At 36.0% G+C, this 13226-nt stretch carries 10 protein-coding genes and 2 pseudogenes; 7 read left to right on the top strand and 5 right to left on the bottom strand.

The genetic code is table 11. From position 1 onward, the window contains the following. Positions 1-118: 118 nt before the first annotated feature. Positions 119-721 carry a recombination mediator RecR gene (recR, locus tag CXF93_RS05910; RefSeq protein WP_101061486.1) on the bottom strand — a complete coding sequence of 201 codons (603 nt, stop codon included), beginning with the start codon at positions 719-721 and terminating at the stop codon, positions 119-121. Positions 722-1131: 410 nt separating this feature from the next. Between recR and CXF93_RS05905 the strand changes: the two genes are divergently transcribed. The 6 genes from CXF93_RS05905 (at position 1132) to dbpB (ending at position 6928) form a co-directional block, all read left to right on the top strand. Continuing rightward, positions 1132-1422, top strand: coding sequence for a J domain-containing protein (locus CXF93_RS05905; RefSeq protein ID WP_101061485.1), 291 nt, complete (start codon positions 1132-1134; stop codon positions 1420-1422). Positions 1423-1435: 13 nt separating this feature from the next. Continuing rightward, positions 1436-1924 (top strand): hypothetical protein, encoded by a 489-nt coding sequence (locus CXF93_RS05900; RefSeq protein WP_101061484.1) that lies wholly within the window; start codon positions 1436-1438, stop codon positions 1922-1924. Beyond that, positions 1921-2685 (top strand): hypothetical protein, encoded by a 765-nt coding sequence (locus tag CXF93_RS05895; protein WP_101061483.1) that lies wholly within the window; start codon positions 1921-1923, stop codon positions 2683-2685. Before CXF93_RS05900 ends, CXF93_RS05895 begins: the two co-directional genes overlap by 4 nt. Before the next feature lie 11 nt (positions 2686-2696). Continuing rightward, positions 2697-3590 carry a hypothetical protein gene (locus CXF93_RS05890; protein WP_101061482.1) on the top strand — a complete coding sequence of 298 codons (894 nt, stop codon included), beginning with the start codon at positions 2697-2699 and terminating at the stop codon, positions 3588-3590. A gap of 841 nt (positions 3591-4431) precedes the next feature. Beyond that, positions 4432-5733: a tRNA-guanine transglycosylase DpdA gene (gene dpdA, locus CXF93_RS05885; RefSeq protein ID WP_101061481.1), complete on the top strand. Its 1302-nt coding sequence runs from the start codon at positions 4432-4434 to the stop codon at positions 5731-5733. A gap of 13 nt (positions 5734-5746) precedes the next feature. After that, positions 5747-6928 carry a DGQHR domain-containing protein DpdB gene (dbpB, locus tag CXF93_RS05880; protein WP_101061480.1) on the top strand — a complete coding sequence of 394 codons (1182 nt, stop codon included), beginning with the start codon at positions 5747-5749 and terminating at the stop codon, positions 6926-6928. Here the strand turns inward: dbpB and CXF93_RS05875 are convergent. The 3 genes from CXF93_RS05875 to CXF93_RS05860 all read right to left on the bottom strand — a co-directional run bounded on the left by CXF93_RS05875 (position 6891) and on the right by CXF93_RS05860 (position 10168). Then, positions 6891-7145 carry a hypothetical protein gene (locus CXF93_RS05875; RefSeq protein ID WP_101061479.1) on the bottom strand — a complete coding sequence of 85 codons (255 nt, stop codon included), beginning with the start codon at positions 7143-7145 and terminating at the stop codon, positions 6891-6893. The genes dbpB and CXF93_RS05875 overlap by 38 nt on opposite strands. Positions 7146-7569: 424 nt before the next feature. Then, positions 7570-8355, bottom strand: coding sequence for a hypothetical protein (locus CXF93_RS05865; protein WP_157824421.1), 786 nt, complete (start codon positions 8353-8355; stop codon positions 7570-7572). Between the two features lie 13 nt (positions 8356-8368). Continuing rightward, entirely contained in the window at positions 8369-10168 is a 1800-nt protein-coding gene (locus CXF93_RS05860) for a hypothetical protein (RefSeq protein WP_101061476.1), read from the bottom strand. A 643-nt stretch (positions 10169-10811) separates the two neighbouring features. Here CXF93_RS05860 and CXF93_RS22225 point away from each other — a divergent pair. After that, positions 10812-11611 (top strand): annotated as a pseudogene (locus CXF93_RS22225) (IS5 family transposase); the annotation flags it as partial. A gap of 36 nt (positions 11612-11647) precedes the next feature. Here the strand turns inward: CXF93_RS22225 and CXF93_RS05850 are convergent. Further along, positions 11648-13161, bottom strand: a pseudogene (locus tag CXF93_RS05850) (IS66 family transposase). Positions 13162-13226 lie beyond the last annotated feature (65 nt).

The raw sequence follows: 13226 nt of genomic DNA, 5'->3' as shown, positions 1-13226 counted from the left end.
GTTATGAATTTTAGTAGTACATTTAAAGCCATATTAACATTGTCTATCCCAACAACCCTGATGTTTACTGTCCTGTACTTATCAGTAAACTAGGCCAAAGAAGAAACTGTACTGACAATTAGTAAATTTGTTGTCTACCAAGTAATGAATGGGACAAGGTCGTTCCATCTACATACTCTAATTCACCACCCACAGGTACACCATGCGCAATACGGCTTGCTTTCACGCCATATTCTTGTGCTATCTCAGCAATATAGTAGGCAGTTGCCTCACCTTCCACTGTCGGGTTTGTCGCCAGAATGAGTTCTTCATAGTGGCCAGATGCTAATAACTCTGCTAACTTATCTAAACCGATTTCATCCGGTCCGATACCGTCTAATGGCGATAAGTGCCCCATTAATACAAAGTATTGACCACTGAATTGATTGGTCTGCTCAATCGCAGCCACATCCGCCGGACCTTCAACAACACAAAGTATTTTTTCAATTTGGCGTTTTGGATTTGCGCAAATAGCACAGATATCTAATTCAGTCAGCGTATTACACTGTTGGCAATGACCAATCTCAATCATAGCCTTCTCTAAAGAATGAGCCAGAGAAACAGCAGAATCACGTTTACGTTCTAAAATATGGAAAGCAATGCGCTGTGCAGACTTAGGGCCGACACCCGGTAAAATTTGTAGATCATTAATCAATTGATCTAGCAAGGGACTGAACTTCATTTATAACTCCAAAAAGAATCCCGGCACAAGCTAGGTTTCGCGTCTATATTGAGCGCAATACTACCTTAAATCGGATGCTTTAGCATATAATTTTGTCCGTTAGGTGAGTTCGATGTTTTGGACTGAGTCACGACTTGGAATAGCGTAAAAACAAGCTGTAAACACGACAACGATGAAGATAAAATAACAGAGTGTAAACCCGAGAACGGTTCGCAAGCTGCCGAGAGATGCATTAAGCCACAACAATATCGGATTTCTGTTGTGATTTGGTCTTTCTGCCGTTAAACTTCTGCCTCCCAAATTATTGGTTGGGCTAAAGATTGATAGATTTTTAGCCGGTGGATATTCATTATATTGGATCTCGCCGTTTATATCGGGACATCACAGACTAATCTGCCACAGGTAACAATATGATTAACCACTTTAGTGTGCTGGGTATTAAACCGAGCGCAAATGAAGACGACATAAAGAAAGCCTACAAACGTCTATCGAATCGGTTTCACCCTGATAAATTACTCGGCGCATCTGATGATGAGAAAGTTCACGCAGAAGCCCAATTACAACGAGTAAGAAACGCGTATGAAGTGCTTTCAGATCCAAAGCTTAAACGCGAATTTGTAAAGAATTTTAGTAACGTTATTGTGACCGACCCTGCAGCCGCTATGCGCGAGCTGTGGGATCAATTTTATCCTATTAGTTAATTGCTGAGCCCCCATGACAAAAGCACTCGATCTCTCACGTATTGATGAATTAAAAGAAAATGCATACAGCAATATCGAATCTTATAACGATCCCGATACTCCCAATGCACTTGCTGAATTTACTAGTCAAATTAAGGCTGTTTTACTGGCAGACCCTAAGTTACTCGATTCTGTACCTGAGTACCTGCCTATTGCACTTTATGAACAGGTTAAGTTTCCAGCTGAAGCAAAACTCAAGTGGGCTCACTGGATAAAAGAAGGCATCCAACCTGAATGGAATGAATTTAAAACAACGGTAGCCTTTAACAAGCCTGATTTACCGCTTGTTTTAGCTGTACGTGACTACTCTGAAACCTTATTAATAGAAAGCTGTATCGTTCTATTCTTATTGTCGAATGACAACGTAGCGACGTCTACAAGTAAAGAACAAGATAATAATGACTATGATGAGGAAGAAGAAGGTTATTACGATCAATTTGATGAGGAAGAGGACGAGCTATAATGAAGAGCTTAATTGAAACTGCCGTAATAGAAATTAAACAACTGGCAGATGTAGAGCCTCAACAAGCAAGTAAAAAGTTTGAGTTGATGGCGAGCACCATGACTGATGACGTTTTAGTTGAAGTGATCGAGCAGATGGATATCGTGACCTTAACGCAGATAAACAGTCACCATGATATCTCTTGTCCTTCAATCATGTCAGAGCTAATGACCCCTGAACAGATCCGCGATATTGTTTGCCAACAACCGCTATACTGGGAAGAAAAGGTTAAGAACAATGCCGACGAATTGATCCAGCATACCTTTGATTTTTTAACCTATCTTATCCGTATCCAAGATAGCGAAGCGAAACAAGCTGCTATTTTAGAGTGCATTGCTGAAGATCAAGCGGGTCTTTTTTATCTGTCGATCCCGTTTATTGAATATCTATTAGCGCCAAAGGCAGAAGCTGATCACCACAGTCACATCACAGACAACTATGATGATGAAGATGATGGCGAAACAGTCGGTTATACCGATCGCAGTGTAGAAGAAGATGCGCACAGTTTAAGTATTGATGATCCACGTAGCTTGTTAGCCTTGATCCGTGAACTTACTCCGGAAGTTGAAAAATCAATTCGAAATCTACTGCGTAGCGAAAACTCAAGCTGGGTAGCTATCATCGACAGTTTCGTCAATGAATTAGTACTTCAAGCCAAAGAGAAAAACCAAGTAGATGATGAATACGCTGAAGTAGATGACATGTTTAGTTTTCTTGATTAAGGATCTCGTTAATGCAAATTGTACTAAGAGACAGCAATCAAGGGCCTTTTTTAACTAAAGTATTAGATTATGGTCAAGCAGAAGCGTTATTAACTGAAGCACAACTGGCTCAGATTAAAAGCAAAGCTGTGTTAATGAGCCTTAAACTAGCAGATAAATTTTATAATAAACATAAAATGCATTTACTAGAAAATGCTGCTTTTGATGTGATCGGTGTGGCTAGCTTGGGATTAATGTCGCTGAGTAATCACGATCTTCCGCAAGCACTTAAACTACTTTTGACACCAAACGGTATTGTCACATCCTTCCAGAAAGGTTGGAGTATGCTAAGCAGTGTCAGTAAGTACAAGCTAAATGGTAAGTCCGTGTATGGCGATATTGACCCTACTTTACTCGATAAAGTGTCAACACCTAGTGATGCGGATGAATGGCAAGGCTGGCAGAGCTATCAAGACGCGCTGTTAGACTTTAACCGTGAAGAATCGATAGTGTGTTTGCTTAAACAGTTCTATGCTAATTCAAGCTACGATCCTTTAGATTGTTTAAGCCTTGAGAACGTGTTTGCAGAAGTGGTACTTTATCGTCTATTTTTCGGTCCGGTAAAAGTAAAACAAGATCTCAAACAACGTATAGCACGTATTGAACTTGAAGAAATCTGGTTTTCGACTGAGCATGTTGAACAACAAATTCAACTGACGTTAACCGAGATGCCAGCACAGCTTGCCGAGACGATTAAGCTTGACCAAGGTAAGTTCTTTACCGCAGGTTTAGTGCGCACATTAACGTTTGCTAAAATCTATCGAGAGCAACGCTTAAAAGATATAAGCCCTGAGCGATTAGAGCAATTGGAATATAACGAAGGACTAATAGGTCTGTTAGGCTGGCCAGTTTATATTGTGATGTGATCGTTATAAAATAATAGCTACAAAAAATGGCAAGTACCAATTCTTATATTAAGAACGGTTACTTGCCATTTTATCGCAGTATTTTAGTTAACAGATATTAAATACCCTTTAACCATCATTCTAATTAAAGAATTAGAAAGGCATTTTCATACCTTATGATTAACAGTTACATTAAATCGTAATATTTGTTATATAGAAGGATTTAACCCACATCGTTTAAATTAATATTGCATTAAATATGATGCTTTAACATATATTTTTGTCCCCTGGATGACCCCAACGATAATTCCCTAAGCTTATGTGGAATAAATAGCAATAACTAACACTATATTACCAATATCGATAATCTCAGATATAATCTATATGGACCTTGTTGAACAAATCAGTTAGAGGCTTGATCAACGAGGTCATCTGAACCTTTTAAATCTGTGATAATGATCTGGTCAAATTATGGTAATTAATCCTATTGCCATGAATGGTAGATTAATCGCCAAACTCCCACTCTAGAGTACTATGAATTATATTTACTCTCTCTTGTTAACCTGATGACCAGTTAAATTTATTTGTGACATTTTCACCTGCGCTTTGCGCAGAACTATACCAGCAGTTAGTACAGCATATCTTATATATACATGTCTAAAATTCCTTGACTGATTGAAATTCACTCTTGATACGTTCAAATTCAGAAGGTGAGATTCCTTTGGATAAAATAGCCCATTCTTCATGTATTACTTGAACCTGTTTTCCAGATCTACTTCGAACATAAATACTGTATCCAGTAGCTTAAGCACAAAAACTAAATTACAATGAAAAACATAAATTTAGTATCCGGACATGACAAATGATCAAATATTTTTTTCCTGATAGTCAGGATTTTGTAGATCCGAGTTTTAATTTCAATACAGAAGAAAGAAATGAGCATAGAGTTAGGCAACGAGATGATCGTTATGCTCATGAATTATTTGAGAAGAAACCTTACGATGGTCTACTTGTATCTAAAGCCATTGTTGATGGCATTCCTGGGCACGTAGGAAAAACGACTTACAGTGCCGCCCAAAGACATCGATTTTATCGAGAAAAATCACATCGTTTTTTTCGTTTGCCTTCAGATATCAAAGTGTTTGGAGATTGCGGTGCGTTCTCTTACGCATTTGAAGATAAGCCACCGTTTACTGTTGAAGATACTATCGATTTTTACACAAAAAGTGGCGTTGACTACGGTATATCGTTAGATCATATCGTTTTCATGTATACAAACACTGATAACATAAATAAAAAACGTAAATACTTAGAACATGTATCAGACTCTACACCTCACGATATTAATAAAATTAAACATACCGAGGCTTTTTTTTCTCAACTAGAAGATAGTCGATATAGACAAAGTTTAACTTTAGATAATGCTGAACAATTTTTAATCCAGTCTAAGTCTACTAACTTTATTCCTTATGGCGTTGCCCATGGATGGGATCTTCAATCATATGGTGACTCTGTAAAGCAGTTGATGAAAATGGGATATGACAGAATCACATTAGGTGGTTTAGTTCCTCTACAGTCTCATCAATTACTAGAACTTTTATCATATTTGAAAGACATAAAACAAAGTAAAACACAGTTTCACCTATTAGGAATATCCCGAGTTGAGCATGCAGAGAAATTCAGCAATCTTGGTGTATCAAGTTTTGATAGCACAACACCATTACTTCAAGCGTTTAAAGATGGTAAAAAAAATTATCACACTATCAGTGGTGATTATTATACAGCGCTTAAAGTTCCTCAAATAGATGCAAATCTAAAATTAAAAAATTTAATACAATCAGGTTCTATATCGCATGACGTAGCAAGAACTATGGAAAAAAGAGTTTTAAATATGCTTCAAGCCTATGAGTCATACAAAGCTACACTTGATGATACTCTTCACATTTTGATGGCGTATGAAATGTTGCATACCGAAGGAAGGGGTCATATGTATGAGGCTTATCATAAAACGCTTTCAGAGCGTCCATGGGAGAGTTGTGGCTGCGAGATATGTGATGATATAGGTATCAATGTAGTGATCTATCGTGGAGCGGAGAGAAACAAACGTCGTGGCTTTCACAACATACAAGTAAAGTACACTCGACTCAACAATCTAGATAATTAATAGGCATATTGTTATGAAGATAATTAGATTACCTGCAATAAAAATCCAGCAAAGTGAAGACCGTCAATTATTTAGCATTTCGATCGAAGGTAAGTTAATTGATAAAGTATGTGATATTTCAAGAATAAAACGTAATACATTAAATCACATTATAGGTTATCAACGTCCTGAAGTTATAAAGCATATTTCCGGAATTAAAAAGTATATTGAATCGCCAAATTCAATGATCCCAAATTCTATTGTCATCGCATTTAATTCTAGCGTTTATTTTAAAGAACTAGAAAATAATAAAAATATTGGTTATCTAAATATTCCCTTCAATTCTGATAGTCAGGATTGGGTTAAGCCGGGGTTAATAGTTGACGGTCAACAACGAACAGCTGCACTAAGAGATGCTGATAGTGACTACTTTGAAATGCCCGCATCTGTTTTTATAACCGACAGTGCAGAAGAACAGCGTGAGCAATTTATGCTAGTCAATTCAACTAAGCCTTTATCAAAATCACTATTATATGAACTAGCACCTTATACGAAAGGCTTGCTCCCACCTGATTTACGTCGTAAAAAATTTCCATCGTTACTCACCCAGCATCTAAATAACAATGAAGAATCTCCACTAAGCGGCATGATAAAAACCATTACTAATCCAGATGGTATTGTTGCCGATAACTCAATGATAAAAATGTTAGACAATAGTTTAAGAGAAGGTGCTTTGTATGTTTATCGAGATCCTGAAACAGGGACAGCAAGGCCCGATGAATTCAATTCAATGATATCAATACTGTATGACTTTTGGGCAAGTGTAAAAATAGTATTCTCTGACGATTGGGGCAAGAAACCACGATATTCACGTTTATTACACGGTGCTGGAATTGCAGGAACAGGTCAATTATTTGATGAGATGTATTACGATTACATCATAAAAAACCAAGAGGTAACTCTGAAAGATTACTTTATTCAAAAATTAGAATACCTAGCCCCACATTGCCATTGGAGTTCAGGTGTGTGGGACTTTGGTGTTGATATTGATGGTCATCGAATATTACGAAAATGGAATGATATTCAGAATTTGCCTAAAGATATTAAGCTATTGTCTGACCATTTATTAAAGCTATACAATTCATTAGACAATGCATCCAATCTAAATAGCAGTATCTTTAATTCCAGACTAAATACAGTTCACAAGCGTCTTTAAACGGATGATGGGATGAAAGTAATACTAATTGCTTTATTTCGTCATCCGTCACATTGCCATCAACAACCTTTTTCTTTAATTCTAACCAATTGTTGCCTTCTTCTTCAGGTAATAATTGACCACTAGCTACACTTAACAAAAAATCGCCACGTTCATGCTTAATTAGGTGCTCTGCGACACGTTGGCTTAACTCTTTTAACTCAGGTGTAATTTCCATTATAATTCCTTTGTAACAGTTGTTTAAACGGCTATTAGCTCTTGATTATTCAGGTGGTTCATTAACGTTCTAATCATTGATGATCAACCTTTTCCATCAGGATAAAGAATGTCTTTATTAATCGACTTTAGACCACAATACGCTTGATGTGCGGCACTCTTGTTACAAAACAAGAAGTAATCAGATATTTTAGCCAAGTGTTTTAAAAATGGAGTAACTACTGTATCGTGATTAAATTTTATTGTTACTTCTAGATATAGTATTTCCATCATATTTTCATCTCGATTTGAGGTTATTAACAAGCAAGTAGCTCAAGAGGACTGTCGAATTATAACAGCCCTAACTTACAACTAAAAATTAATAAATATAAAATAATTATTTTTTAATTTAGCGTTCGCAATCGATTGAGCACTGTATTGGTATTTCAATCCTTATTCCAACTGGATAAAAGACTTTTTCTAGCGTTATGAAGTTCAGTAACCCTAGGGTTATTTAAAATACCATCTACTTTCTTGTAGGTATAGAAGTCGAATATGTCCCTATAACAAGAAGGCAAACCTTTCCAATACGGGGTCAATACCTTTTGACATACAATCATAGGCCTAATGTAATTTATATTATATTTTCTACTTAGCTTATACAATATTTCATTACTCGATTCATAATACCTCATGACTTGGCCAATACATCGATCATCAACTTCTGAGCGTTTCACTTCAATCAAATATAGAATCCCTAAATCATCGTCTACTGCAATTAAATCGACCAATGCAACTAAACTTATATTTTTTAATATTTCATAATATTTACATTTATTATCAAGTTTAGAAAATCCATTTGAAATCCAAAAAACATCCCCTTTCACAGGAATAATTGAATCATGAAACACTATATCGTTCCAAAAAATAAAAATATAAGCTTGTAAGAATAGCTCATCCCCTCCTTTATAATTTGCATTCAAAATTAAAGTGAAAAAAATTGAAATTTTGAATATTACTAAAGGATCTAATTTTAAAACATCCTCTTTGTACAATACCATTTCTTTAATTATTATACTTAAACTATTCTTTTCTTCCTTTGATATCTTCCCTTTATACAATTCGGGAAATTGAATTTTTGAAACAATAAATTCAGATGAATTACATAATGCTATACCCGATATTAAACACTTATCATTATTTAGCTTTTTTAAAATCCCCTTAATACTCATCAACCCCATACTTCTAGTCTTCTTGTGATATTGGTTCAGGCTGAACTTTTAAAGTGAACTGTAATGTTTCTAACTGTCCATTTAATGTAGGAATATAACAATTAAATAAAATATCAAACATATCAGAATCATCATTATCATATGAAGGAAGTGTCACTTCAAAGGTAGCTTCTAATTTTTTAATTCCATTTCCGTAGTGTGTGTCCTTATAGCCAGCGAATGTATCCAATCTCTTAGCTTTAACGCTTTTCTTTCCATTAAGTTTTGCCCCTTTCCAACTAACACTGGGTTCAACTCTCATTACCAAATCTTGTTCCTTGAGGTCAACTTTACCCCCAATATAAAACTGCACGTTAATATCGATGTAGTTTTCTTGGGCTCTAGACAGGATATGTGTATAGCTAAGTGAACCATCAATCCATTCTTTAGTAACATCTCCATTGAGACAAAGGAATATTTTAGACTCGCGTTTCAGTGATAACTCTTCCAATAAGAAATTCTCTATTGTTTTGAGAGTACTGGTTTGCACTTGAATATTTATATTACCATCATCTTTTATACGAGCGATTGATTCACCTGTGGATTCTTGTATTTTTAGTAACTCTTCATTGCCCGATTGGAAGAATCTACCATTTTTTTGAGATACAAGCTTACTTTGTAAATTTTCGATTACTTCTTCCCAATCATCCATTTTTCTAATTAAGCCACCAATTTTTGCTAATGTCCTGATAAATGGATTACTATTTATTTTATCTTGCCCTCTTATGGTCTTATTTATTATCGACGCTTCTTCCCTAGCTTCTATTATATACTCTTCCAATTCATCCTCAGGGTAATCCCCATTTTCTTTAGGATAAATGTATTCCCTATATAAATTAGCAAAGGGATGCACTTCTTTTTCTTTATTCCTGAAGGTACATTTAACAACTATTTCATCTTTCAATTTATAGAAAAAATCACAATAATATTGAGAAAGTTCACTTTTTAAATCTTCATCGCGCAAACATTCTTTAATTAAATCTAATCCAAACATAGCCTTAATTGAAGCTGTGAAAACTGACATTGTCATCAGTGTATGTCTTTCGTTGGTATTTGAGTTAACTTCAATGTTTTGAGAAAAAAGGCGCTCATTTGCCTGGTCATAGGCTAAAATACTATCTTTCAAATTTCCAATAGGTGAAGTAAAGTCTAGTTCTTTTGCTTTAGCTGCCGTTATTTTTTTTTGCTTTGAATTCAATTCATTAAATAAAAGTTTTTCATCTTGCAAGCTTAAATTATATACATCGATTGCAAACTCAAAATCCTCATCAAATTTTTCAAATGGTTTATCTGATTTTAAATATTCTTTATAAGCTTCACAGATACCTAGATGGCGATGTGCAGAATCAGGCAAAAATATTTTTTTAGTGTTAATTTGAATTTCTTGTATTGCAGGTTTATTATCTAAAAGACTTGTTGACACTTCAAAAACTTCTTTACCTTGCTCCCTAATATTCCAAACAAGGTTTCCCATAAACGCTTTAGGTGCTAAATGGTTTAATCCTAATAAAGAATTCTTTATATCCTTTACTTTATTTTCTTCTTGTCTAATACGTCCTAAATCAGTCATACCTCTTTGAACATTCTCATCCAAGACAATAAGTGAATCGTTTGCAACTTTATAGGGATGCTTTTTACCTGAAGAGTCATATTTAAAGTAATTATTTAGATCACTAGCTGTTATTTTTACAATATATTTGGGGATAAGTGATTTTTGTGTGCCTCTGTTACTTTTGTTTAGATCATCTAACAATCTTAATTTTATTTTCGCCATTTCACATGTTCCTTATTATTAGCTTTTACATTTTAATTGATTAAATAAAAATTTAATCACCATTCAAAGTTGCTACCATAGTTACATTACCTATAAAATAATTATTTATAGCTAACCTTGGGTTATTTATTTACTATTATGAATATATTTTTAACTATATTATTTCATTGTGAATATTTACGACCAACTACCTTCCACCTCCTACAGCATAGTTATTACAATTGAAAAACCACCTTCACCACAAAAATAAATAACATATTCATTAATATCCTTAACGAAATAATATGATTTATGAGAAATACTTTACGATATAAAACAATCAGAAATTGAAACCAAATTGTTTAATTAATTTGTGGCTATGTTATCATTATTTAACTCAATAAATACGCTAGAAAAGTCGAACTAACATTTCAGAAATTCTTCCCCTATATTTTCCAGTAAATGTCGACATATCGAGCGACTTATCTTTTAAATAAGTTTTCGTGTCGTCATTAGGTTAATTTTCGTTAATTATTCCAATAACTTAAATACTGACGTTGGATATTTAGCATAACATTTTAAAATGGCGTTGTTGACTAAATCAGGGAACCTTTCGTAAATCTTGTGATCCGAACATTATCACTGATTTTAAAAGGTTCACTTGATGGGTAAGTCGAAGAACAGCATTACAATTGGTCTGAGTATAATCGCGCGTTAACTCAACGTGACTCAATTACATTTTGGATAGACGAGTCAGCCATAGAAGCATCGACTTGCACTCACCACCGCGGGAAACGTGGTAGAGGATTTCAATTCTCCGATGTTGAGATTGAAACTACACTCATGATGAAAGGCGTATTTTTCCTACTATTACGTTCTTTACAAGGTTTTATTGATTCCATTTTTTCTCTGATGAATGTACCGCTGCGGAGTCCCAATTATTCGAGCATAAGCAAACGGGCTAAAACGGTTGAAATAAAATATCGTAACCCATAGAGAGGTGCTATCCGCCATATTGCCATCGATTCAACGGGCTTAAAAGTGTTTAGCGAAGGCGAATGGAAGGTTAAAAAGCACGGTAATGAAAAGCGTCGAACATGGCGCAACCTACATATTACGGCCGATGTAGATACTCATGAAATTATTTCTGCTGAAATGACGCTTGTTAATGTTGGTGACAGTGAAGTACTACAATCGTTGATCAACCCCCTACGTAGACGTATTTCAGAAGTCTCAGGTGGTTGGTGGTGCGTATGACACAAAAGAATGTCATAAAACACTTAATAAAAAGACAAAAAGATAAAACCACCTATCCCACCACGAAAAATTGCAGGATTGTGGGAATCTGGACATCCGAGAAATGAAGCTGTGATAGCCCTCAAAGCGGGCGAACTGAAACGGTGGAAAGCCGATACTGGTTATCACTATAGATCGCTGTCGGAAACTGCGATGTCTCGTTATAAAAGTAAGCGCGTAGTTAAGCGGTGAAGCCTGATACCATCAGGCTTCTAGGTCGGCATTCCAAGGCAATAAATCACTTAAATCAGCAAATTCATCTCGTTGCGGTAGTTCTCTGAAGAGTTTTTGGAAGTATAAATACGGATTTATATCGTTCGCACGGCAAGTCATCACAATACTGTAAAGTACTGCGCTTGCGTCTGCACCATCCACTGATTGGCTAAACATCCAATTTTTTCGACCTGTGGTAAACGGCCTGATATCTCGTTCGGTGACGTTATTATCAATTCCTAATTCACCTGAATAAAGATAGCGCCTCAGATTCTCCCATTGGTTTAAGGTATAGCTAATCGCACCACCGATTTTACTTTTCGGCGTGACTGTTTCTACACTCTTCGTTAGCCATTCATGAAATTGCTATAAGATTGGTTCTGCTTTTTTAAGTCGTAAGTGTTGCCGTTCTTCAGGGGTTAATAATTTGGCTTTTTTCTCTATTGCGTAAAGTGATTGAATGTAATTGAGGCCTACTGTCGCTTTACCTGTTTTTTTCGACTGTGCCACTAAAGCATCGTGAAATTTACGTCTTGCATGTGCCCAGCAACCAACAGGGATAATATCGTCGATATTTTCATAAGCACTGTAGCCATCACATTGTAAATAACCTGCGTATCCCGCTAAGAATGTCTCAGGACAACGACGGGCGCGACTCGGTTGGTAATCGTAGATTACAACCGGCTTTGCAGTATATTCATTGCTACGATAAACCCACATATATGATTTCTGTTGTGCAGTTCGATCTTTTTCATCAAGTACTTGGATGGTGGTTTCATCTGCACAGAGTGTTGATTGGGCAAGTAAATGTATTTTCATTGCCGCTATTAATGGACTGAGTAGTGCTGCGCTTTTGATACACCAATTCGCTAATGTACCTCGGGTTATTTCAAGACCGCATCGCGCAAATATATCAGTCAAACGATAGAGCGGTAATACATCGCAATATTTGGCGACGACAACTGCCGCAAGCGCTTCTGGGCTAGCAATGCTGCCAGGTATTGGCTGCGCTGGTTTTGATGCAGTCACTACTGATGAACTAATTGATGTTGCTTCGCATTCACGGCAAGCATATTTGGTTTGCTTGTGCTTAATAACGCTGATTTTTTCTGGAATGATCTTAACTTGCTCGCTTATCTGTTCGCCACACTCATGCATATCATGTCCACAGCATGCGCATGTTGGCGTGTCGATAATGTAAGACTTTTCTTCTCGTTCAAGATGTTCAGGCAAGGCCTTACGGCCTTTTCGTTCGCGAGGTTTACTTTCTGATTGGTTTTCTTCAGCTTCGTTGAATGTGCCCTTTGGCATTTTTCATTGCGTGAACCAAATTCTTTTTTACGATTGAGTTTCAACTGCTCTAAAGCAATATTAAGGCTGTTTGTAAGCGCTTTATTTTTTGAATTTAACACTTTAACTTCGGAGTTCAGTGCCTAATTTTCATGCTGCAAGCTTGCCAGCATCTGTTTTAATTGCTCAATATTATCAGGCAGTTCAGTAGCCATTTATTAGCGCTCAATACAAATAGATAACGCTAGTTTGCCTGCTGTATTGGATCATGCAACAGCCA

It is taken from the genome of Moritella sp. Urea-trap-13 (assembly GCF_002836355.1).
Taxonomy (GTDB): domain Bacteria; phylum Pseudomonadota; class Gammaproteobacteria; order Enterobacterales; family Moritellaceae; genus Moritella.
Note: the sequence above shows the minus strand (reverse complement) of the source record. Positions and strands in the feature narration are given on the sequence as shown.

What these genes read in the sequence shown, in the direction of transcription:
- recR (WP_101061486.1), bottom strand. Translation starts at nt 721, where the DNA reads ATGAAGTTCAGTCCCTTGCTAGATCAATTGATTAATGATCTACAAATT.
- CXF93_RS05905 (WP_101061485.1), top strand. Translation starts at nt 1,132, where the DNA reads ATGATTAACCACTTTAGTGTGCTGGGTATTAAACCGAGCGCAAATGAA.
- CXF93_RS05900 (WP_101061484.1), top strand. Translation starts at nt 1,436, where the DNA reads ATGACAAAAGCACTCGATCTCTCACGTATTGATGAATTAAAAGAAAAT.
- CXF93_RS05890 (WP_101061482.1), top strand. Translation starts at nt 2,697, where the DNA reads ATGCAAATTGTACTAAGAGACAGCAATCAAGGGCCTTTTTTAACTAAA.
- dpdA (WP_101061481.1), top strand. Translation starts at nt 4,432, where the DNA reads ATGATCAAATATTTTTTTCCTGATAGTCAGGATTTTGTAGATCCGAGT.
- dbpB (WP_101061480.1), top strand. Translation starts at nt 5,747, where the DNA reads ATGAAGATAATTAGATTACCTGCAATAAAAATCCAGCAAAGTGAAGAC.
- CXF93_RS05875 (WP_101061479.1), bottom strand. Translation starts at nt 7,145, where the DNA reads ATGGAAATTACACCTGAGTTAAAAGAGTTAAGCCAACGTGTCGCAGAG.
- CXF93_RS05865 (WP_157824421.1), bottom strand. Translation starts at nt 8,355, where the DNA reads ATGAGTATTAAGGGGATTTTAAAAAAGCTAAATAATGATAAGTGTTTA.
- CXF93_RS05860 (WP_101061476.1), bottom strand. Translation starts at nt 10,168, where the DNA reads ATGGCGAAAATAAAATTAAGATTGTTAGATGATCTAAACAAAAGTAAC.